Origin of the sequence: Paenibacillus sp. SC116 (assembly GCF_024733555.1) — a bacterium.
Taxonomy (GTDB): domain Bacteria; phylum Bacillota; class Bacilli; order Paenibacillales; family Paenibacillaceae; genus Paenibacillus_B.
The window spans coordinates 222,320-244,564 of record NZ_JANIOF010000002.1 but is presented as its reverse complement, the minus strand read 5'-3'; the positions used below and the strand labels follow the sequence as shown (position 1 = coordinate 244,564).

Genomic DNA, 22,245 nt, shown 5'->3' with positions numbered 1-22,245 from the left:
AGCTTAAGCAAATAAATAATAAATTCTTAAATGGGAGTGTTATCGGATGAAAAAAAGTTTGAACTTGTTACTAGTTACAATGATGGTTTTCACCCTTGCCCTTGCAGGCTGCGGTAATGGCGGCGAGAAAAAGCCAGCAGACTCAGGAAATGGCGCTTCAGGTGATCCAGCTGCTGAGGAGCTCTCACTTACCCTCAGACATATTAACGTAAGAGCTACAGCTGCTAAGACGCTCAAAATTCTTGAAGATGTAGTGAAGAAAACTGAGGAAGAAATACCGGGCTTGAGCTTCAAGCTGGACGGTGTTGAAGATACAGTCAACCGTGACGTCAAGTTGAAAGCGGAAATGCAAAACAACAACCAACCGCCTATCTTCAACTTGTTCGGTGGCGCTGACACTAAAAACTATGCAAAAGCAGGACGACTGCTTAACTTAACTCCAATTCTGGAGGAGTTGGGCTTGTCTGACCAGTTCTTTAACTTGCGTGAATTTACGGTAGACGGAAAAGTGTACGGCCTGCCAGAATCCGGCTTCGTAGAAGGTTTCTTCTACAACCGCAAACTGTTTGAAGAAGCAGGCGTTCAAGTGCCTACGACATGGGAAGAGTTCCTAAAAGTATGTGAAGCATTGAAGGCGAAAGGCATCACGCCAATTGCACTCGGAGCAGGCGGCGGTGATGGATGGTCTGCAAACATGCTTCTTAACAACTTGTTCGTTGGCCTAGGTGGACCAGAAATTCAAGAGGGCTTCTTAGCAGGAACGTCCAAATGGACAGATGCCCCTGTCGTTGAAGCATTTAAGCGCATAGTAGATTTGAAAGACAAGGGCTTCATCGATCCGAACGTCCTTGGACTAAAATATTCTCAAGGTCAAGCTAACTTCTACACAGGTAAAGCGGCTATGTTGTTTGACGGCAGCTGGGCAGTTAGTGCGATTACAGGTGAAGATTCCAAAGTAGCCAATGATGCTGGATTCTTCCGTATGCCTAATGTAGGCGGAGGCGGAGATGGTTTTATTAACGGCGGCTGGTCTAACGGTTATGGCTTCTCCGCGAATTTGAAAGAGCACGAGTTGAAAGCAGTAAAAACATTCATCAAGAACTTCTATACCGTTGAAAATCAAACACGTGGAATTGTAGAAACGAGCCGTATTCCTTCCATGAAGGGCGTTACAGACTTGTCTGGCGCTAACGAGCTGACAAAGTCAATCGGTGAGCAGCAAGCTTCTTCTAAAGGCGCATTCCCTGCATTTGATGCCGTTGTCCAACAAGAAGTCAAAGTTACGTTGGAAAGTACGATTCAGGAAGTTCTAGGCGGACAAATCTCTCCTGAAGATGCTGCGAAACGTCTTCAAGAAGTACAAGAATCGGCTAACAAAAAATAAGGTAATCGTTTATACACGAGAACCAATTAGAACCTCTAACGGCAGATCGGGGCTGCAATTTACATTGCAGTACCCGGTCTTTGCCCATTAGAGGGTCATAAGGACTTAGGAGATGAGCCATGAATAAAATACAGCGCAACCTTGTGGCATTTGCCATGTTTGTCGTCCCTGCCTTAGCCTTGTACATAACGTTCTATTTGGTACCGCTCTTTAATTCCTTGCAATATTCCGTTACGGAGTGGAATGGCATTAACGACCCCGTATACACGGGACTAGATAATTTCCAAAAAGCAATGCAAGATGAAAAGTTCTGGGTAGCTTTCTGGAATAACATTTATTTCGTATTGTTCTCTGTCTTTATCCAAGTACCTGTCATCGTAGTCGTATCTGTTATGATCAGCAGTGTAAGAAGAATGCTAGACTTCTACAAACTGACTGTATTTTTGCCAAGTATCCTATCTACCGCCTCCGTGGGGGTTATCTGGCAGTTTATTTATGCCCCAGATGCGGGACTCTTGAATCAACTACTGCGTTCCGTCGGACTTGAATCTTGGGCGAAAATATGGCTCGGAGACAAAACGACAGCGATGTTCTCGATCCTCGTTACGAATGGTTGGCAATGGACAGGCTTCTACATCGTCCTCGTGCTGGCAGCCATATTTTCCATCCCCAAAGAAATGCTGGAGGCTGGCGAGATTGATGGAGCTGTCGGTTGGCGGAAAGCATGGCTGCTCACGATACCGCTTATTCGTCCCGTTATTGTCGTTACGATGCTGCTATCCATTACAGGCGCAATGAAAGCGATGGATATTGTTATGATTATGACAAATGGCGGGCCATTCCATTCTACAGAAGTAATGGCTACGTACATGTATAAACAAGCTTATTCCTTAAGTGATTTCGGTTATGCGAATGCGATCGCCATTATTATTACGATATTCACAGCAATATTGGCGTTAGTATATCACCTGATCAACAAGCGGACGGAGGTAGACTACTGATGAAGCAATCACGTTCAATCAACTTTGTATCTCACATTATTCTCGTCATTTATGCGTTGCTCGTCATCTACCCGCTGTTCTTTATAATTACGTCTTCTTTCAAAGATAACAGTGAAATATTCGATGACCCATGGGGCTTACCAGTCAGCTTCTCATTGGAAAATTATATTGAGGCAATGTCCAATTCTCATATTGACAGCTACTTTATTAATAGTTTGTATATTAGTTCGATCTCTACCTTTGCAACCATTTTATTGTCGACAACGATTGCCTATGCGGTAACACGTATGAAGTTCCATACGCTCAGCAAAGCGGTTTATAGCTTACTTTTGCTATCCTTATTAATACCGCCAGCATCACTGCTCATTCCTTTGTACAAAATGATTAATGACTTCGGCATTTACGATACGCCATTGGCACTCATTATCCCTTACTCTGCATTTGGTATTCCTTTGACCGTATTCGTTATTGCGGCATTTTTGAAGTCTATTCCGCTGGAACTTGAAGAAGCAGGGGTTATGGATGGCTTGAATACATACGGTCTACTATTCCGTATCGTCATTCCGCTTACATTGCCGACACTAGTTACTGTATTTATTTTGAACTTTATCGGCAACTGGAACGAATTCGTTATGGCGAACTTGTTCATTTCTAATGAGGCATCGCGTACGCTCCCTGTCGCGGTCAAATCCTTTGTCGATCAGTACAATATGAACTATGGCGCATTAACCGCTGCGATAACGATAAGCATTGTCCCTGTCATACTCATTTACAGCGTCTTGCAGAAGAAGATCATTGAAGGTGTTACGGCAGGAAGCGTGAAAGGCTAATATCAGCTAAATTTAATTGTGTATTATACATAAAGTCATCTCAACGATAAGGTTGGGATGGCTTTTTTTGTGGCAAGATGATTAAAGGCATGATTGTTATGGTTTACAAAGACAAGGTGAAGAGATATAGTATCGTTTTGAGGGCTGGAGGTGGATGCACATATGATTAAGAACTTAAAAAAACAAATGACTACCTGGACGCCGTCTAGAGTGCTCTTGTTCGGATTCATCGCGCTCATCGGGCTAGGGACTATACTCTTAAAGCTGCCAATCGCGGTACATGAAGGACTCCACATTACTTGGATAGATGCATTCTTTACCGCTACTTCAGCGATTTGTGTCACAGGGCTTACCGTAGTAGATACTGGTGCAACGTTCACCGTCTTTGGAGAAACGATTATTATGTTACTCGTTCAACTAGGCGGAATCGGCTTTATGACCGTAGCGATGCTCGTATATTTGATGCTCGGCAAGCGTATTTCGCTTCGTGAGCGGTTAATCCTGCAAGAAACGATGAATGCAGGCAGTATGGAAGGAATTGTGCGCATCATTAGACGTACCATTATATTCGTGTTCGTCATTCAAACCGTTGCCGCACTCATTCTGGCTCTGCATTGGATGCCAGAAATGTCCGCTGGACAAGCTTTATACTATGGCGTATTTCATAGCGTATCGTTGTTTAATAACGGTGGCTTTGATCTATTCGGCAATAGTTTTCAAAATTACGCAGATGACTTGCTCTTCAACTTAATTGCCTTTATTCTCGTCATTTCGGGTAGTTTGGGCTTTATCGTACTTGCTGAGCTGTATGACTATCCGCGTTTGCGCAAACTATCGCTGCATTCAAAAGTAGTACTCTCAGTTACAGGCATTTTGATCGCTGTAGGAGCTATCTTTATTCTACTGTTCGAATGGTCGAATCCACACACGCTCAAAAATATGTCGCTAGAAGGCAAGCTATATTCAACGATGTTCCAATCGATCTCGACGCGTTCTTCAGGGACGACAACGGTCGATATTACAAATATGAATCAAGTTACACAGTTCTTTATGATCATTCTCATGTTCATTGGCGGTTCGCCAGGTTCTGCCGGGGGCGGAATTAAAACGACGACCTTTGCTATTCTTATCGCAGCTGTATGGGCAATGATGAGAGGCCGTGAAGATGTCGTATTGTTCCGCAATCGCCTTTCCAAAGATCTTATTCTTAAGACACTAACGATCATCTTCTTAGCGATCTTTATGGTGCTATCTGTAGCCATGCTGTTAGCCATTACCGAAGATCAGCCATTCCTAGCTATTCTGTTCGATACGACCTCGGCTGTTGCAACGGTAGGCTTGTCTATGGGCGTTACAGAGCAAATGTCTGAATTCGGTAAAATCGTACTGTGCTTCGCTATGTTTATCGGACGTCTCGGACCAATGACTCTGGCTTACGCACTTGGCACCCGCCGCGAACAGTCATTGTACCGCTATCCAGAAGGAAAGATTATGATCGGTTAAAATAACATGACTGCTTTCTAAAATAATAAACCGTTTCATTGCAGCTTTTGTTGTAGTGGAGCGGTTTTTCGCTTATCTATGTGGAAAAATGGACTGATGAGTCGTGGCTCCAATAAACGTATCATGTACATGCACTGGTAAGTAACTATTTTTAGATAACAATTTTCCTACTTGTCAATCTAGCCTATTCGGTTTATCTTCTGATCATATCTATGACAGGGTGGTGGTTCATTCTAACATGCAAAATCAAGAAATCTCATTCACTTTATTCGTTTAAAACAAAGGAGAGAATTTATGTTGAATCACAAATGGACAAGCTCTACATTATTGCTAAGCTTAGGCTTAGCGTTAACAGTATTCACACCTGCCCCGATTTCTCAACCTGCAATTGCAGCTGGATCGGGCGCACACTGGTCTTATGAAGGATCTACTGGACCCGAACATTGGGGAGACTTGAACGAAGCTTATCAAATATGCAAAGTAGGCAAGCAGCAATCACCGATCAACATTGACACAGATGAAACGACTGAACATGCCAACGACAAAGGGTTTTCGGTAAAGTACAAACCAGCACTATTCACCATCGCCAATAACGGTCACACCATCCAAGCTAATGCTACCTCTACAGACAATACACTTCTTATCGATGGCAAAGCCTATTACCTGCTCCAATTTCATTTCCATACACCTAGCGAACACACTATTAATGGCAAAGCATCTCCACTCGAAGTCCACTTCGTCCATAAAAGTGCAGACGGACAGCTGGCTGTGCTTGGCATCCTTATTAAAGAAGGAAAGGCTTCTACAGCACTAAGTGAAATGTGGTCGAAGCTGCCTAAAAAGGAAACGAAAACAGACATCAAGTTAGCGAAAACGATTGATATCAATCAACTGCTACCCAGCGACAAAGATGCATTCCGTTATGATGGTTCTTTGACGACACCTTCGTGCAGCGAGGGAATTAAGTGGACTGTGCTTGACGATCCTATTACCATGTCATCCAACCAATTGAAAGCATTCCAAGCTATCTTCCCGAACAACAGCCGTCCTGTTCAACCTGTGCATGACCGCGTCATTTATGAACATGATTAATGTTTAAAAAATAAAAGGGTATCCCAAAAGTCAGTTTCTATAACTTTTGGGACACCCTTCTTATATTATCCAGAACGCTTTGCGATTTGAACCTCTATCTGCTGCTGGCGACGTTGACGCAGCCAGTCTTCCAAACCTCCTGAACCGAGCAGGACACCCATAATAATAAGTAGGAATCCTCCAATCTGCGCCAAAGTAATCGTTTCTCCGAGCAATAGCACAGAGCCAACTAGAGCAAAGAACGGTGTGAAATTCATAAAGATTGCTGACTCAGCCGCTCCTACTTTTCCTACCGCATAATTATAAATGAGATGACCGATTGCAGTCGATACGGTAGCCGATAAGACAAAAACAACCCAGACATCAGCTGTAGCACCTGTCATACTGCTCAATCCATTAGGCTCTGCGATCAAGCTGATAACGAATAGAACAGCCGAACCGAGAAGCAGCATGTAGCCCGTCATTAAACGCGGATCTAACGTATCAGCTGCTTTTTTAATCAAAATATAACTGAAAGCTTGGGCAACGATCGCTAAGAACACCTGAACGTCTCCTAGCGAAAATCCACTAACATCTCCCGAGCTCTTTAACATAATAAAAGTAACACCAGTAAAACCAAGAATGATACCAATCGTCTTAAACCAAGTAGCTCGAGCTCCTAAGAAAACCATGGCCATAATTGCAGTCAATAGCGGACCTGTTCCAAGAACTAGTCCTGCACTTGAAGCAGAGGTGCCCGTAAATCCAAGCGATAGGAAGTAATGATGTCCAACAACGTTAAACATAGAAGCAGCCGCCACATACTTCCATTCTTTTTTAGTAAGCCTGCGTACTTTGCCAAGCGCGAATAAAATGATAAATACTGTAACAGCCGCTAATAGAATACGAAAAGCCGTCATCGTAAGCGGCATAAAGTTCGCTACTAGTACCTTCATCATGATCGTGTTCAATCCCCACGCCAGCATGACAAAGATGAGCAAGCCATAGATCCCCCATTTTTTCATTCGTAACACTTCTTTCTGTCTGCAAGTTGTGTATCTCTCCGACCTATATCATAACGGAAATGTCCACTAATTCCAATCATTTTGATCTATTTGTTTTCCGTAGAAGGACAAAAAAGCCCGTATTATGGATAACTCCATAAATACGGGCTTCGAATGATGTATATATGACATTATGCAATGCCGGGACACTAACACTGCAACTAACCTAGTTCAACACATACTCCGCAAGAACGGACTGCACTTCATAAATGTTCAAGTTCTTATTGAACTGCTTCTGCAGCGGCGTAGGGCTCCCAGACACCCAAATCTTTAGCTCAGCATCCATATCGAAGCTGCCCGCTGTTTCAATGCTGAAATGAACAATGCTCTTATACGGGATCGAACGGTATTCAACTTTCTTCCCCGTAATACCTTGCTTATCTACTAAAATGAGGCGCTTGTTCGTGAATAGGAACATATCACGAATCAGCTTATATGCCTTTTCGATTGACTCAGAATGGGATAGAATACTTGCATACTCCCGATTCGCTTCTTCCAAATTCACCTCAGATGCATTGCCCATAATTCCATCAAAAATACCCATGCCTCTTCCTCCTCGAATAACTAAGTTGTCTCGTACCTAGTATATAATGGAAACGACTTAGAACATTCCTATAATTAATGGTGCCACATCACAAATTGCTCCGGGTGCTTACGAATGTCCTTGGCAATGGCAGCACGGAGCTCCGGAAACAGTGCCGTCACAGTCTGATCCAGCTCTTCCAGCTCATGCTGTAAATCCGGATAATCCGACATATGCTCGCCGAAATAATCACAGACTTTTCTGCCATTCCGAAGCGATATCTCTGCCATTCTATCTCGCAAATCCTTTAACTGTATAAAAAATTCGGCCGAATGTTCCCCAGCTACTCGGCGTATGTAAACATCAACTACGTTCCAGAACGGTCCATGTGCAAATAAATATTCTAAATGACAAAACCATCCGTATACACCTTGCTGTCCTAAATGTCTAGCGAAGGTCTGAAACAAGAACAGAGAACGCTGTCCTTCCGTCAAAGTATAGAAAATATCCGTTGATATTCGCACCATCTTTTTATCTACCTGATGGGCAATAGGCTCATTGCATACAATTAATAAACGTTCATCATCCAGTGTTTCAAATACGTGTTTTTGTATAAAAACTAGCACCTTTACGCCCTCCTGACGATCTACAAAAGAACAAACCAGATATTGCCATGCGATGAATCCACCTCGATTATAGCCGCCGATGCATAGGACGAGCAATAGATTTCATCATCTACAGCAAATTACTCTAGTGAACTGTAGAATATCTGCCATCTAGTATATGAACGGGTATAGCGATAACTCTATCATAAATAGTTGCTTCCTCACTCTTGATCATTGCGCTCTATTTCTATTAAGATAAGTTCAACATTATAATTGTAAGCGCTTTATATATTTGATTAACAGGGAACAAAATACTATTTTTAAGGAGTTGATTATTTTGTCGACGTTTGGAAAACAGAATAGAGTTAAGAAGTTTTTCCTTCTGAGTGCAAGCTTGTTACTCGCTATCAGTTTATTCACAACAACACTGACCCCGGCTTCAGCAAAAGCACCAGTCCTACATGCAACTACGAATCAGCCTCCTTCTCTTTCTACAAATATGGATATTTCTCAATCGGCAACACCAGCAAACAATCCTATCACGAATCCTAACCAAGCATGTCGCCCAGCAGGCTTGTACGACTCTGGCGTACAAGGAATCCCATACTGTACAATCTATGACAGCAATGGTCGTGAAAAGCTGCCCAATGATTCCAAACGCCGCATTATTGGTTACTTTTCAGACTGGAGAACAGGAACAGACGGTAAACCTAAATACCTTGTAAACGATATTCCATGGAGCAACATCACACATATCAACTACGCCTTCGCTTTTATCGATAGCAGCAATCAAGTATCCGTTGGAGCAATGAGCCCCACCAATAAATCGATAGGCATGCAATGGCCCAACGAACCCGCAGCAGCAATGGACCCAGCATATCCTTATAAAGGACATTTCAATCTCCTAAACAAGTTTAAAAAGCAGCACCCTGGTGTCAAAACATTGGTATCAATTGGCGGTTGGGCTGAAACTGGGGGATATCCTGATGCTTCAGGCAACCGTGTCAATTCGGGTGGCTTTTACTCGATGACAACAAATGCAGACGGAACGATCAACCACGCAGGCATTAACACGTTTACTAACTCTGTTGTTACTTTTCTTCGCCAATATGGATTCGATGGTGCAGATATCGACTATGAATACCCTACTACAATGGAACAAGCAGGCAATCCACTAGACTGGGCAGCTTCTACACCACGTCGTGCCGGCCTTAATGCAAGCTATGTGGAGATGATGAAGGTGCTGCGCACCAAACTGGATCAAGCGTCCGTTCAAGATGGGAAATACTATATGCTAACTATAGCTTCCCCAGCTTCTAGCTATCTACTTCGCGGTATGGAAACTTCGCAAGTATTGAAATACCTCGACTATGTGAACATTATGTCTTACGATCTGCACGGTTCATGGAATGAATTTGTAGGTCCAAATGCTGCCCTATTCGATGATGGTAAAGATGGTGAGCTTGCTGCAGCAGGCATGTACACGTCACCAGATTACTTAGGGATGGGACATTTAAATACGGACTGGGCTTACCACTATATGCGCGGCATGATGCAAGCAGGACGAATTAATATTGGAGTTCCCTACTATACACGCGGCTTTAAAAACGTCCAAGGCGGTACAAATGGACTGTGGGGCAAAGCTGCAACGATGAACTGCATGCCGGGTGAGTTTAAATGTGGAGATGGCGCTATCGGCATCGATAATATTTGGCATGATAAAGTAAATGGTCTTGAAACACCTGGAGGCTACAGTCCAATGTGGCATGCGATGAACCTCGAAAACGAAATTCGCGGCTCTTATTTGAATCTGTTCGGACTCCCTCAGGCGCAAATCGTAGGGACCTATAATAAACACTATGATAGTACGCTAGTTGCCTCTTGGTTGTGGAACCCACAAAAGAATGTGTTCCTCTCTACTGAAGATGCGCAATCGATTACTGCTAAAGCAGATTACGTCATCCAAAAAGGTATCGGCGGAATTATGATCTGGGAGCTCTCAGGGGACTATGATTTCTATCCTCAGCGCAATAACGGCCAAGGCGAATATTTTATGGGCTCTAGCCTAACAAGACTTATTCACAACAAGTTCAAGACGGCTGCTCCTTACAGTAATGCCAACCCAGGAACATTGCCACCACCGGCAAGTATGCTCAATGTGAAGGCAGAGTTGATCCAATTCCCGATGGGCGGAAACAACTTCCCAGTAGCACCTAAACTTGCTCTAACAAATAACACAAATGCTGTCATCCCAGGTGGATCAGTACTACAGTTCGATATCCCTACGTCAGCACCTGGCAAAGTAGAAAACTGGAACGGCTATCCGATTACAGTCACTCCAGGCCATACAGGACCAAATATTGGCGGCCTGCAAGGGGACTTCCATCGCGTTACGATGACAATACCCGATTATGAAACCATTCAACCAGGCCAGACAAAATTGATTCAGATGGCATTCTTCCTGCCTCTCTCTGGTCCAACGAATTACAGCTTAACCATAAATGGAGTAAGATACGGCATTCAGTATTAATCGTAAATGAATCTTTCCTTCTTTGTTAAGTTAGCAGGCCAGGCAGATCCTACAACTGCCCGGCCTGTTCTTTGTTCATGTATATAAAGTCCGTGACGACATCTGCACTCTACCATTTCCATGAACGAAAACTTACTCGCAACTCGTTGTTACGGAACATCGCGGCACGAGTTCGAATTAAGCAGTATAATGCTTCGCGAACCAAGCTGTTGAAGCCCTCACTTCATTTGATGTGAGTTGATGCCCAAGGTGATCCCAGAACAATTGAACCGCAGCACCCGCATCTTGCAACAAAGCAGACAGATCTTCTGTCTCAGCAGGTGTACACATCCGGTCATTGGAGCCAGCTCCTATAAATACAGGCAAACCGTTTAGGTCAGGCAAGGCTACACCACGTCTAGGCACCATCGGATGATAAAGAACCGCACCGTTCAACGCATTTGGATGATGGAAGAGCAAGCTTCCAGCAATGTTGGCTCCATTCGAATAACCTACTGCCACAACGCGATCACGGTTAAAGCCGTATTGATCTGCTGCTGAATCGATAAAATCTTTCAATTCTTGTGTGCGGAAAAGAAGATCCTCCTCATCAAATACCCCTTCAGCTAAGCGGCGGAAGAAACGAGGCATCCCATTCTCCAACACGTTACCACGAACACTAAGTACCGCAGACTTCGGCGATAACACTTCTGCTAATGGCAGCAAATCTTGCTCCGTACCGCCTGTCCCGTGCAAAAGCAGCAATACAGGAGCATTAGGATCCGTTCCTTCTATAAATAAATGCTTCATGACACATCCTCCTTAACGATTCGTTACATGTTCTCCTATTATGAGGTGAGACTAGCCATTCGATCCTCAACTACTTTATATTCCATGTAATGATTTATATCTCGAATTCAAGATACTTAATGTAGATGTATCATACCGCTTCCATCCTTATCTGTCAAACCTATGGCCATACACCATGATTCAGCAAAATCGCTCGTATCACCTACATCTGGCAACAAAAAAACAGCACAGCTGCTGCCCCTAATTGGACAGCCACTGTGCTGCGTATGTTTTACCAACCTTACACCGTCGAATCATTCTCTGTGTTCGATTTCCATTATTCGACCGCCTTCATAACAAGCGGTCGGTCAAGTTGATACAGGCGGCGATAGCGAGCCTCCTGCTTCATTAATTCTTCATGGGTGCCGCGCATAATGATGCGGCCTTCTTCCATGAAGATGACTTCATCCATCTGCTCCACACCTACGAGGTGATGAGTAATCCAGATGAGCGACTTATCCGCCATAGCGTCGAACATCGTCGCCAGCAGTTCCCGCTCCGTGCGCGGGTCGAGACCTACCGTTGGCTCGTCGAGAAGCACGACCGGCGTCTGCTGCAGCAGGGTGCGCGCTAGCGCAACTCGCTGGCGCTCTCCGCCGGAGAATCGCTGCCCCGCCTCATGCATAGGCGTGAGGTACCCTTCGGGCAGCGATTCAATTAAGCCATCCAGCCGCGCTTGGCGGGCGGCTTGGCGAAGCTCTTCCTCAGACGCGTCACGGCGTCCAAGGCGAATGTTGTTCGCAACCGTCGTATCGAATAAGTGCGGGCTCTGATTGAGCACCGATACTACGGCTGCGATACGATCTGCGCCGGCGTAAGCATGTGCCGACGTACCATTGATGGTGACCACGCCCGATGTAGGGGCGAGCGCGCCTTGAATCAGCTTCAGCAGTGTGGACTTGCCTGCGCCGCTGCGACCGATAACCGCTATCTTCTTGCCCTGTGGAATATCAAGCGTTAGCTCCTCCACGGCCATTTCTCCATCCTGCTCATAACGGTAGCTTGCCTGCATAATACGAATATGCGCCGATTGGCGAGCCGATTGCACAAGGTTTTCCGTTATGAGGGGGTGACTACCACAGTCACTGCCGCTGCCGATGCTATCTTTAACTGCTCTATCGATAACTTGATGCTCCTTTGTAGAAGCACTTCTCTTGTCTACTTCTATGCTCGTTCCTTCAACCTGCTGCTGTTGCAAAGGAAGGTCTCTATTTCTCTCGCCCTCTCTGTTGCTCTCCCCGTCGCCTTGATCCACCTTCGCCATCCGATCCAAGGAATCTGTATACTGCGGCAGTTTATCAATTGCATCCGACACTGGCAGGAACGCCTCCATCATCGGGAAGACGACGAGCACAAATGCCGCAATTAGCGTAGCATTAATCGCTTGTGCAGCAAACATCTGCGCTGCCCAATAAATCATCGAGATCACAACTGCGCCAACGACACCCTGTGCTGCAAAAGTACGCCACTTCGACCAATTGCTCAAAGAACGCTCCAACTTCGCTACTTCTGCCTCTTCCTTTTCATAGTCGTTAACGAACGTCTCTTGCCGTCCGCTAATGACCCAATCGCCCATACCAAGCACGGCATCCGTTAGCTTCTGGTACAACTGATTGCGCTTCTGTTTCAGCTGGCGGTTGCGTGCCTTGTTCACGTACAGCGATAACGCTGGTAGTACGAATATAAGCAGTGCGATATAGAAAGCCATCAACAACGCAAACGCAGGATCAAACCAGCCGAGTGCAGCAATAACGACCATATAGGCTGCTAGTGCTACGATGCTCGGGAAAATGGTCCGCATAAAAATATTTTGCAAATACTCTATATCATCTGCCAACATGCCGAGAATGTCACCCGTACGAAAACGAGAGCGAATGAACAACGCTTGTGGTTCCAACAGTCGATACAAGCGAACACGCATATGAGATAAGATGCGCAGGATCGTATCATGACCGACCAAACGCTCTACATAATGCACAACGGAGCGACTAATACCAAACGTACGGACCAGAACAACGGGAACGTACACCATTAAAATATTTTCCGGACGAAGCGATGACTTTGAAATTAAATAGCCTGATGTAAACATGAGCGCTGAAGCACATAACGCTGTCAATAGACCGAGAAAGACGATGAAAGCAAAGCGCCACGTATGTGTCGAGAAATACGGTCGTATCCAATCTTCACGCTTCATCCTTCGCCCACCCCTTCCATTTGCATGCGCATCATCTCGTAATAGAGCCCCTTGCGCTCTAACAGCTCTTCATGCGTGCCAGTTTCCGCTATGCGGCCATGCTCAAGCACAATTACCCAATCCATCTCTGTCATCCAGTGCAAGCGGTGAGTGGCCATCAGAACCAGCTTGTTCTCAAATAACGGAAGCATCGTCTCTTTCAACTCGTACTCCGTCTCAATATCCAAATGCGCTGTAGGCTCATCCAGCAGTATAATAGGACGCTGGCTTAAAAATGCACGAGCTAGGGCTATACGCTGCTCTTGTCCACCACTCAAGGAACGTCCACCATTACCAATCACTTCGTCCATTCCTTGAGGCAGACGCGCCACAACTCGCTCAAGTCCAGCGGCTGCGATCGCTTGCTTCACATCTTCCTCCGAAGCGTCCGGTGTATAGAAGCGAACATTGTCAGCCAAGGAGCTATTGTATAAATACGGCTGCTGCGGAATATACGTCAGCTGTTGTCGCCAGCCTTCTTCCATCAAGCCTTCAATGGGCTCTCCATTAAGCTGTACATCACCAGATGATGGGGCAAGGAACCCTCCAAGTATATCGATAAGCGTCGATTTGCCCGCTCCACTTGTACCAATAACACCGATCTTTTTCATCCCTTGCACCGTCAGATGAATATCATCGAGCGATGCCGGACCTTCCGCTTCGTGCTTTAAGCCCACATCTTTCAGCGTTAACGTACTTTCCTCCGTCCACGTCCACTTTGCTTGCTCAGCCGCGTGTACAGAGGAAGCAAGTTTCACTGCTTCTGCTTCGCCCTTTTCAATAACGGCACGGATGGCTTTGCCTGCTTCTTTGCCCTTTAATGTCGCATGATAATCTGCACCTACCATACGAATCGGCAAGAAATATTCCGGTGCCAAAATCAATATTAATAGCGATGGGTACAACACCATATCGCCTTCAATAAGGCGCAACCCTAGATTTACCGCCACCATTGCGACTGATAGCGTCGTAAAGAAATCTAGTGCAAACGAGGACAAGAACGCCATGCGCAGCGTCTTAATCGTCGCTGAGCGATAAGAATCACTCACACGTTCAATCGTGTCGCTGTGCGCTTTACTCTGACCAAGCACTTTCAATGTTTCCAAACCGCGCAGCGAATCCACAAAATGATTAGACAGCAGTCGATAGGACTTCCACTGACGCCCCATATGCGTCTTCGTCGCAAGTCCAAGCAGAATCATAAATATAATCAAAATCGGCATCGTCACCGCCAAAATAATGGCGGCCACAGGGTCCAGCCAACATACATAACCCAGGACGATAATCGGTGTAATCGCAGTCCCTATCATACGTGGGATAATAAGTTCCACGTACGTACGGAACTGAGCGATTCCGTCCAGTACGAGCGTTACGACGTTGCCCGTCCCTTCGGATTGGACAAGACGCGGCCCGAACTGAAACAGCTTGCTAACCAGCTGCTTACGCAGCTCACGCCCTGCCGTCTCCGCATATCGATAAGCGATCTTCTGCATAAGAAACGCTGTCAATTGCCGGATAAAGAAAGCGAGCAGGAACTTGGCGATAGAGTCGACTTGTTCCTGCAGCGCTTGGCCTGCAAATAGGGAGGAGATCGTCTCTGCCAGCCCTATTGCAATATATAGGATGGACACACTGTGAATGAAGGTCAGCAGCACAATCACTGCTACAACCATCTTGCTACCTTTAAATCCAAGTGTGTGTTTATCCATTAGTATTCTAGATGCTCCTTCTCTGTAACGCGTTTATGAAAGACGAAATAGCTCCATGCTTGATAAGCCAAAATGAATGGCAGCAGCGTGGCCGCCACAATGGTCATAATGCGAAGTGAATAGTCACCAGATGCCGCAGCATAAACGCTCATATTGTACGCACTATCAATAGAACTGATTAAAACGTTCGGGAACATCGATACAAACACGGAGGAAACCGCTAGCGCAATAATTGCCCCTGTCATCCCGAATGCCCATCCATCACGCTTCTTGCTCATAAAGTAGCCAGCCAGTATATAAGCAACAACGCCTAAAACAGCGAGAACAGCCATAACCACAGCGCGTGATTCAAATGCAGTCGTCATCGTGTACGTCATAATCCCGAACACGACTAGCAGAGCCGCTAGTGGAAGCAGCAGCATTTTACCCATAGCACGCGCTCGCTCTTGCAAGCTTCCTACTGTCCGAAGCGTCGTAAACATTAAACCGTGTACGTAACATAGCATTGTAACAACAATACCGCCTAGCACCGTATACACGTTCACAACTTGGAAAATAGTTGCGTTCATCTCCATGTGCTGATCGATAGGTAGTCCTTGTAAGAAGCTTGCAAATACAACGCCGAACAAGAACGGCGGCAGGCTGCTGCCAAGGAAGATAACGATATCCCAATTCTTCTTCCAACGCTCTGTATCACCCTTGCCTCTGAATTCAAAGGCTACGCCGCGACCGATCAATGCCAGCAGCAAGAAAACAAACGGGATATAAAATCCACTGAACATAGTCGCATACCAATGCGGGAATGCCGCGAACATCGCTCCCCCAGCTGTCAGCAACCATACTTCATTTGCATCCCAGAACGGACCGATCGAGTTAATAAGGATACGGCGCTCCGTATCTGTACGGGCTAGGAACTTTGTTGCCATTCCTACGCCAAAATCAAATCCTTCTAAGAAGAAGAACCCGACAAACAACACCCCGACTAGAACAAACCATAGTTCACTATACGCCATGGTGCACCTCCCTATCGAACGGGTCATTCGTTTTAACTTCGACTTTATCGATAATAGATGGGCCTTTTTTAATCACTTTCAAGAACAGACGAACGAGTATATAAGCGAGAACACCATAGATAGCGGTAAACGCGATGAGCGAGAACAACACTTCATTCGCTGTAACATTAGGAGAAACACTATCCTCCGTTTTCATAAAGCCAAATACCGTCCACGGCTGTCGACCAATCTCTGTCATAATCCAACCCGCCGTATTCCCAATGAAAGGCATGGAAATAGCAGCTACCATAAAGCGATTAAACCATTTGTTCTTATGAGATAGCTTGTTGCGAGCAGACAAGTACAAGCCATACATGGCAAGTACGATCATAATACAGCCCGCCAATACCATGATGCGGAAGCTCCAGAAGGTCGTGCGCACAGGCGGAATATAATCCCCTGGGCCATACTTCTGCTCGTACTCGGCTTGCAGCTCATTCATCCCTTTTACATCGCCAGAGAACTTGCTGTAAGTTAAGTAACTAAGTAAATATGGAATTTTAATTTCCGTTCCATTCTCTTTCTTCTCTGGATCAATCGTAGCAAATAACGTCCATGGCGCAGGGTCTTCACTGCGATCCCATAACGCTTCACTCGCAGCCATCTTCATCGGCTGTGTATGCATCAAATACTGTGCTTGCTTATGCCCGTATACCGCGACCAAAATCGAGGAAATAAGAGCTACAATAATAGCTACATGGAACGATTTTTTGAAAAACTCTCCGTCCTGCTGCTTCAATATTTTATAAGCACTTATACCGGCTACTAAGAACGCACCTGTTCCAAACGCTGCGAGAATCGTATGCGGGTATTCTACCCACAATTGACCATTGGAGAGCAATGCGCCAAAGTCATTCATCTCAGCTCGCCCATTGACGATCTCAAACCCTACCGGTTGTTGCATGAACGAATTCGCTACCAATATCCAGAAGCCAGACATCATTGTACCGATCGAAACAATCCAAATACAGGCCAAATGCAGCTTCTTCGATAAACGATCCCAACCAAATATCCAAAGACCAATAAAGGTAGATTCCAAGAAAAACGCAAGCAGTGCTTCTACCGCTAACGCAGGACCGAACACATCACCGACAAATCGTGAATAATCCGACCAGTTCATACCGAACTGGAATTCTTGAATAATACCGGTAACAACGCCGACAGCAAAGTTAATCAGGAACAGCTTGCCCCAGAACTTCGTCATCCGCTTGTACTTCTCGTCTCCTTTGACGACATACATCGTCTCCATAATCGCAACGAGTAGTGCTAGACCAATTGACACCGGAACGAAGAAGTAATGAAAAATCGTCGTCGATGCAAACTGGATTCGCGATAACATAACCACATCCATGGCTATTGACTCCACCTTTCTATTCGAAATATCGATTTCAACTTAAACTTTTTTTGCTGTTTACCCCACTACAGTACATAGTTAAAAGATTAGCTTTCTATCTACCTCTACAAGAGAGGAACGTGACTTATTTCACATTTTGTCAGAAAAATAAAAGCATCAATGTGATATTTATCACAAAAACAAACGAATAGTTTGATCAAAATGTAAACATTGCTTACCTGTCACAATTTCGCTACAACACAACGTCTTAATTTTTGTGAAAACATTCACTTTAGAAAACCAACTTGTACGAATACTGTCACAAACCGCTCTAACTCCTTTTTATCTTGCCATCACAAAAACCGGTATTTCTTAACTCCCTGGACATCACTTACAGGAGAAATTGATGCAAAAATAAAAGCAGGCATGCTGCCTCACTCTCATGAAACAGCACTACCCCTATAATTGGACTCTGGTCATGATACTCTATGTTTCCAACACGAGATACAATCAATCCTTTTTCGTCTAACGTGTTCAGACGTACACGGCAACTTAATTTTGATTTACTTTGTGACCTTCCCATGGAAATCCGCCACCTGATGTATCAGCAGCCTCTGCGCTAACTGGAAATACAGATAATCCCGAACATACAACACAACCTAGTAGTACAAGTATGAATCCTCGTTTTCTCACAGTATAGTCCTCCACTCATTTATACAGAGCATATCCGCTCATAAAATTGTTCTATCTCTATAATGGTAGAAACATCTTTAAACTGATTGTCACGCCTCAGCAGCTTGAACAACGAACGCATACATTGCCGCTCACTTTGAACATCATTAATCTGTGCATAGGTCAAAGCACTTTGCATATAGCTGTTAGCCGCATCTTCCAACTGATTGGTTTTTACAAAATAGTCTCCTTTGAGTCTATAAAAAAAAGCGAGTTCATTAAATTCAAGCGGTGTCTTATACGTAATGGAACGTATTGCGTCTTCCATAGATAGAAGCTGCCCCGCGGCTGCTACTTCATCAATGCTCATATACAAGGAAATATACTCATTTACAACGTTAATCTTAAATTCTTCACTGCATGCATGCAGGCACTGATCGAATTGAGTAATTGCCAACTCCACATTTCCACGCTTAGCATGAAGCATTGCATCCAGCAATTTATCGTTATCCTCCACCTGCGAATGCTCATAGGCTTGATACTGCTCTTGATACTGCTCCGACAATTCATAGTCACTCAAATAAAAATAAGAAAATCTAAGAATGCCAATAGCATGCATATAAAATCTGTTCTCTCTATCGTCCTCTTGAATAAGGAGCTTGCAAAAATCCACACTATCCTGATATAAGCGCAGTGTATAGGCATGCACAGCCAATTTATAATACACTTCTGTCCGCTCTCGCTTCGATAGAAGATCAATATAGTTCAAAATATACTTACCAGATTGATACGTTTCCTGCAGGTTGCTGAAATCATTTCTTTCAATACAATATTGTTGGTATAGTCCTTTAGAGATGTAAACCATTATGCCATGACTTCGTGAGTATTTGATGATGAGTTTGTACAAGAGAAGCTTTAACGAGGTGTCCTGTAAAGAAGCGGTAGTTGTAAATAGTTGCTCAACCAAATCATAACTGTCTTCTTGTTCCGTTTCGAGAAACTTGGTTGCAATTTTACGAATGATCGTGTTAGATTGTGAACTTGCTATAGACTCTTCCAGCAGGCTCCACAATACAACAGCCCGCCGCTCTACTTCCATATAGCATTCCACATACTCGTCGAATGGGATGTTCAGTAGAGATGCAATCAAGGCTACGGTCTTGAAATCCGGCCTTTTCACTTCTCTATTCTCAATCTTTGATATGGTCCCTTTATTAATATTTGCTCTTCTGGCAAGCTCCGAAAGGGTTAGGTTAGACTTTAGCCTATATTGTTGAATCAAGTCAGCTAATGACAGTACGGCCATACTGGATCACTCTACCTCCCTTTAGCAAATTGCGCACATTGAGTAATCAATTATGCCTATGCCACGATTCTATAAGAAAGTAGGCAAACGATAAACGTTATACCATACCTAATACATCCTTTTTTTGCTAATTTTTAGAGTACCATGTTTTTGCAATTCCCGCAACTATAGCAGGCATTGTCGAAATTCCGCTATGTTTTCCTCCAAAAATAAAAAGACCAACTGTACGGAAATAACAATTCCGCCAATTGGTCGAGAGTTCAGACGTTGCAGCACATCTCCAGTCAAGCCCTAAGTAAGCGACTTCTGGAATACAGTACTATCGCAATACAATTGCCACTGTGAATACAAGAATACGAGCTGCATTTAATTGAATAAAGTTCTTCACCACTAAGCCAAATGTCCGCTCCTTCGAGCAATCCTGCATAAATACAGCAATGCGTTTGCGAAGCGGAATGATCGTCAGAAGGATTGGCAAGATAAGAAGTGGATGAATGCCAATTGCAATCAATACGATTAGATCAACATAGGACAAATAATAAGCATTGCGGAACAAGGCAAGCGCAGACTTCTTTCCTATATAGACAGGCAAGGTATAGCGTTTATTTACGATATCCTCGTCTTTATCGCATATGTTATTGGCAAGCATGATGTTTCCGATTGTTAAAATTGCTGGAATCGAGACAAGAAATACAAGCAGAATCTCCTTCACATTTACGTCTAGATAGACATGTCCATTTTCCCAGATGATGCCCGCCAATTGATCTGGCTCCACGTGTACATAAGCAGACATGAAGATGATAACGAAGCCCATGAACAGTCCTGAAAATAGCTCACCTAAAGGCATTCGAGAAATCGGAATCGGACCGAGTGAATACCAGAAGCCAACGAGGAAAGAAAGTCCTCCTAGCAGTAGAACTAACAAGTTTGTCTTTAGAAACAAAGTAAAGCCTGCCACCATAGCTATCGATAACAATAGGAAAATAAGCAAAAGGACACTTCGCTCGCTAAGCTTGTATTGAACGATTGCATTATGCACTTCATAACCGTAGCCGTTTCGTTTCACTGCTTTTTTATAGTCACCATAATTATTAATGGCTGTTGTCGCCATATCAAAGGCAAGCAGTGAAGCTAGCATAAGTAAAAAGTGGCCCACATCGAACTGGTCAAATCGGTACAAGGCATACAAGCTCCCAATAGCAAAAGGAATCATGCTCGCTGCCTTGGTCCTTATCTCAACAACTTGTAAAAAACTTTGAAGCGTCACATTACTACCCCTTTTTTATAGTCTTCATACGGATAAATACACCGATTGTATAAGAAAAGAAGAGGTATCGACTAGGATATTTATCACAAGTCGTAAAAATACTGTAACGTACAAAGAGACACTCGCTCCTATTTAGGGTCGAGTGTCTTTGTTTATATTCGTTCTATAGCATTTGCACCTTATTTGAACACTTTAAGACGGCTATCTAGCGGCTGAAATGCTTTCTCGCCTGCTGTAACTGTTGGCTTACCAAATGGCATTTGTCCTGTCAGCTTCCATGTGGATGGAATGTTCCATTCTTCTGCAATCCCAGCGTCTATAAGTGGGTTGTAATGCTGCAACGTTGCTCCGAAGCCTTCTGCATCTAACAGCGTCCATACAACCAACTGAAGCATACCGTTAGATTGCTGTGACCAGATTGGGAAGTTGTCACTATACAGAGCAAACTGTTCTTGCAACCCTTTAACAACCGTCTCATCCTCGAAGAAGAGCACCGTACCATAGCCGCTGCGGAAAGCGTCCATTTTTTCTTTTGTCGGTGTAAAGTTCTCAGCTGGAACGACTTTACGTAGAGCATCCTCTGTCAAGTTCCACAGCTTATCATGCTGCTCTCCAAGTAATACAACAACACGTGCGCTTTGAGAATTAAATGCGGAAGGTGTATGTTGTACCGCTTCAGCAACCAACTCTTCAATACGTGCATCCGATACAACATGGTCTTTGCTAATTCCATAAATACTGCGTCTTTCCTTCAATGCTTTCAATAGATCTTTGCTCATGTTAACATTCTCCTCTGCTTTTTAGTTTCTCTTCAAACAAAAATATCTTTTTTATATATACTCACTTTTATATAGCTTTATTTCACTTTCTTTATTATAACTCTATAATAAATAATGTAAATTACGCTCTTTGAAGATATATAGTATCTTTAAAGATACTTACTCATAGGAGGATAGGCATGGAGAAGAAAAATCCTGATCTATGCAAAGTCGAAAACACGCTTCATATTTTGATTGGAAAATGGAAACCCCTCATTATTATGCACTTGATGTTTGGTGGTACGAAGCGCTTCAGTGATCTCCAACGTACTCTTACAGGTATTACTACGAAAACATTGACTACGCAACTGAGAGAACTGGAAGAACAAGAAATTATCCAGCGCGTCGTATACCCAGTAGTCCCTCCACGCGTGGAATACTCGATTACGGAATATGGGATGACACTACAGCCTGTTCTTCATCTGATGCATGAATGGGGAAATTCCCATCTCGAACGACAGCTAGGCAAAGAACAATCTACATATGAGAACCAATAAATGCAAAACAGCCTTAGCT

The 22,245-nt window shown here is 44.2% G+C and carries 19 protein-coding genes; 7 read left to right on the top strand and 12 right to left on the bottom strand.

All coding sequences use genetic code 11. The features are described from left to right. Nucleotides 1–46: 46 nt before the first annotated feature. The 5 genes from NQ117_RS12890 (at nucleotide 47) to NQ117_RS12870 (ending at nucleotide 5,810) form a co-directional block, all read left to right on the top strand. A complete protein-coding gene (locus NQ117_RS12890) occupies nucleotides 47–1,384 on the top strand; it encodes an ABC transporter substrate-binding protein (RefSeq protein ID WP_258278437.1) in 1,338 nt (445 codons plus the stop codon). Nucleotides 1,385–1,503: 119 nt separating this feature from the next. Continuing rightward, nucleotides 1,504–2,385, top strand: coding sequence for a carbohydrate ABC transporter permease (locus NQ117_RS12885; RefSeq protein ID WP_258278436.1), 882 nt, complete (start codon nucleotides 1,504–1,506; stop codon nucleotides 2,383–2,385). Further along, nucleotides 2,385–3,215 (top strand): carbohydrate ABC transporter permease, encoded by an 831-nt coding sequence (locus NQ117_RS12880; protein ID WP_258278435.1) that lies wholly within the window; start codon nucleotides 2,385–2,387, stop codon nucleotides 3,213–3,215. Before NQ117_RS12885 ends, NQ117_RS12880 begins: the two co-directional genes overlap by 1 nt. A gap of 165 nt (nucleotides 3,216–3,380) precedes the next feature. Further along, nucleotides 3,381–4,718 (top strand): TrkH family potassium uptake protein, encoded by a 1,338-nt coding sequence (locus NQ117_RS12875; RefSeq protein ID WP_375163074.1) that lies wholly within the window; start codon nucleotides 3,381–3,383, stop codon nucleotides 4,716–4,718. Between the two features lie 294 nt (nucleotides 4,719–5,012). Next, nucleotides 5,013–5,810, top strand: a complete 798-nt coding sequence (locus tag NQ117_RS12870) for a carbonic anhydrase (RefSeq protein WP_258278433.1) — start codon at nucleotides 5,013–5,015, stop codon at nucleotides 5,808–5,810. Between the two features lie 65 nt (nucleotides 5,811–5,875). On the opposite strand, the gene NQ117_RS12865 is transcribed toward NQ117_RS12870, so the two are convergent. The 3 genes from NQ117_RS12865 to NQ117_RS12855 form a co-directional block, all read right to left on the bottom strand. Beyond that, nucleotides 5,876–6,814 (bottom strand): DMT family transporter, encoded by a 939-nt coding sequence (locus tag NQ117_RS12865; protein ID WP_258278432.1) that lies wholly within the window; start codon nucleotides 6,812–6,814, stop codon nucleotides 5,876–5,878. A gap of 205 nt (nucleotides 6,815–7,019) precedes the next feature. After that, entirely contained in the window at nucleotides 7,020–7,397 is a 378-nt protein-coding gene (locus NQ117_RS12860) for a PH domain-containing protein (protein ID WP_258278431.1), read from the bottom strand. A 74-nt stretch (nucleotides 7,398–7,471) separates the two neighbouring features. Then, complete coding sequence (locus tag NQ117_RS12855) at nucleotides 7,472–8,002, bottom strand: EF-hand domain-containing protein (RefSeq protein ID WP_258278430.1); 531 nt, start codon at nucleotides 8,000–8,002, stop codon at nucleotides 7,472–7,474. 316 nt (nucleotides 8,003–8,318) lie between these two features. Between NQ117_RS12855 and NQ117_RS12850 the strand changes: the two genes are divergently transcribed. Further along, entirely contained in the window at nucleotides 8,319–10,511 is a 2,193-nt protein-coding gene (locus NQ117_RS12850) for a glycosyl hydrolase family 18 protein (protein ID WP_258278429.1), read from the top strand. Nucleotides 10,512–10,688: 177 nt separating this feature from the next. On the opposite strand, the gene NQ117_RS12845 is transcribed toward NQ117_RS12850, so the two are convergent. The 9 genes from NQ117_RS12845 to NQ117_RS12805 all read right to left on the bottom strand — a co-directional run bounded on the left by NQ117_RS12845 (nucleotide 10,689) and on the right by NQ117_RS12805 (nucleotide 21,690). Further along, a complete protein-coding gene (locus NQ117_RS12845) occupies nucleotides 10,689–11,300 on the bottom strand; it encodes an alpha/beta hydrolase (protein WP_258278428.1) in 612 nt (203 codons plus the stop codon). 316 nt (nucleotides 11,301–11,616) lie between these two features. Then, complete coding sequence (locus NQ117_RS12840) at nucleotides 11,617–13,533, bottom strand: amino acid ABC transporter ATP-binding/permease protein (protein ID WP_258278427.1); 1,917 nt, start codon at nucleotides 13,531–13,533, stop codon at nucleotides 11,617–11,619. Further along, entirely contained in the window at nucleotides 13,530–15,281 is a 1,752-nt protein-coding gene (cydD, locus tag NQ117_RS12835) for a thiol reductant ABC exporter subunit CydD (RefSeq protein WP_258278426.1), read from the bottom strand. Before cydD ends, NQ117_RS12840 begins: the two co-directional genes overlap by 4 nt. Further along, nucleotides 15,281–16,294, bottom strand: a complete 1,014-nt coding sequence (gene cydB, locus NQ117_RS12830; protein WP_258278425.1) for a cytochrome d ubiquinol oxidase subunit II — start codon at nucleotides 16,292–16,294, stop codon at nucleotides 15,281–15,283. Before cydB ends, cydD begins: the two co-directional genes overlap by 1 nt. Then, nucleotides 16,284–17,684: a cytochrome ubiquinol oxidase subunit I gene (locus NQ117_RS12825; protein WP_258278424.1), complete on the bottom strand. Its 1,401-nt coding sequence runs from the start codon at nucleotides 17,682–17,684 to the stop codon at nucleotides 16,284–16,286. The genes cydB and NQ117_RS12825 overlap by 11 nt, the downstream gene beginning before the upstream one ends. Nucleotides 17,685–18,218: 534 nt before the next feature. Beyond that, entirely contained in the window at nucleotides 18,219–18,359 is a 141-nt protein-coding gene (locus NQ117_RS12820; protein ID WP_258278423.1) for a hypothetical protein, read from the bottom strand. 19 nt (nucleotides 18,360–18,378) lie between these two features. After that, nucleotides 18,379–19,644 (bottom strand): helix-turn-helix domain-containing protein, encoded by a 1,266-nt coding sequence (locus NQ117_RS12815; protein ID WP_258278422.1) that lies wholly within the window; start codon nucleotides 19,642–19,644, stop codon nucleotides 18,379–18,381. 319 nt (nucleotides 19,645–19,963) lie between these two features. Continuing rightward, nucleotides 19,964–20,911 carry a 1,4-dihydroxy-2-naphthoate polyprenyltransferase gene (locus NQ117_RS12810; RefSeq protein WP_258278421.1) on the bottom strand — a complete coding sequence of 316 codons (948 nt, stop codon included), beginning with the start codon at nucleotides 20,909–20,911 and terminating at the stop codon, nucleotides 19,964–19,966. 179 nt (nucleotides 20,912–21,090) lie between these two features. Then, nucleotides 21,091–21,690 carry a nitroreductase family protein gene (locus NQ117_RS12805; protein ID WP_258278420.1) on the bottom strand — a complete coding sequence of 200 codons (600 nt, stop codon included), beginning with the start codon at nucleotides 21,688–21,690 and terminating at the stop codon, nucleotides 21,091–21,093. A 179-nt stretch (nucleotides 21,691–21,869) separates the two neighbouring features. Between NQ117_RS12805 and NQ117_RS12800 the strand changes: the two genes are divergently transcribed. Further along, nucleotides 21,870–22,226 (top strand): winged helix-turn-helix transcriptional regulator, encoded by a 357-nt coding sequence (locus NQ117_RS12800; RefSeq protein WP_258278419.1) that lies wholly within the window; start codon nucleotides 21,870–21,872, stop codon nucleotides 22,224–22,226. Nucleotides 22,227–22,245: the final 19 nt, after the last annotated feature.

Excerpts from the sequence above, each read along its gene's own strand:
- cydD (WP_258278426.1), bottom strand. The coding sequence starts at position 15,281 with ATGGATAAACACACACTTGGATTTAAAGGTAGCAAGATGGTTGTAGCA.
- NQ117_RS12800 (WP_258278419.1), top strand. The coding sequence starts at position 21,870 with ATGGAGAAGAAAAATCCTGATCTATGCAAAGTCGAAAACACGCTTCAT.
- NQ117_RS12890 (WP_258278437.1), top strand. The coding sequence starts at position 47 with ATGAAAAAAAGTTTGAACTTGTTACTAGTTACAATGATGGTTTTCACC.
- NQ117_RS12870 (WP_258278433.1), top strand. The coding sequence starts at position 5,013 with ATGTTGAATCACAAATGGACAAGCTCTACATTATTGCTAAGCTTAGGC.
- NQ117_RS12845 (WP_258278428.1), bottom strand. The coding sequence starts at position 11,300 with ATGAAGCATTTATTTATAGAAGGAACGGATCCTAATGCTCCTGTATTG.
- NQ117_RS12885 (WP_258278436.1), top strand. The coding sequence starts at position 1,504 with ATGAATAAAATACAGCGCAACCTTGTGGCATTTGCCATGTTTGTCGTC.
- NQ117_RS12880 (WP_258278435.1), top strand. The coding sequence starts at position 2,385 with ATGAAGCAATCACGTTCAATCAACTTTGTATCTCACATTATTCTCGTC.
- NQ117_RS12840 (WP_258278427.1), bottom strand. The coding sequence starts at position 13,533 with ATGAAGCGTGAAGATTGGATACGACCGTATTTCTCGACACATACGTGG.
- cydB (WP_258278425.1), bottom strand. The coding sequence starts at position 16,294 with ATGGCGTATAGTGAACTATGGTTTGTTCTAGTCGGGGTGTTGTTTGTC.
- NQ117_RS12860 (WP_258278431.1), bottom strand. The coding sequence starts at position 7,397 with ATGGGTATTTTTGATGGAATTATGGGCAATGCATCTGAGGTGAATTTG.
- NQ117_RS12865 (WP_258278432.1), bottom strand. The coding sequence starts at position 6,814 with ATGAAAAAATGGGGGATCTATGGCTTGCTCATCTTTGTCATGCTGGCG.
- NQ117_RS12805 (WP_258278420.1), bottom strand. The coding sequence starts at position 21,690 with ATGAGCAAAGATCTATTGAAAGCATTGAAGGAAAGACGCAGTATTTAT.
- NQ117_RS12815 (WP_258278422.1), bottom strand. The coding sequence starts at position 19,644 with ATGGCCGTACTGTCATTAGCTGACTTGATTCAACAATATAGGCTAAAG.
- NQ117_RS12825 (WP_258278424.1), bottom strand. The coding sequence starts at position 17,684 with ATGGATGTGGTTATGTTATCGCGAATCCAGTTTGCATCGACGACGATT.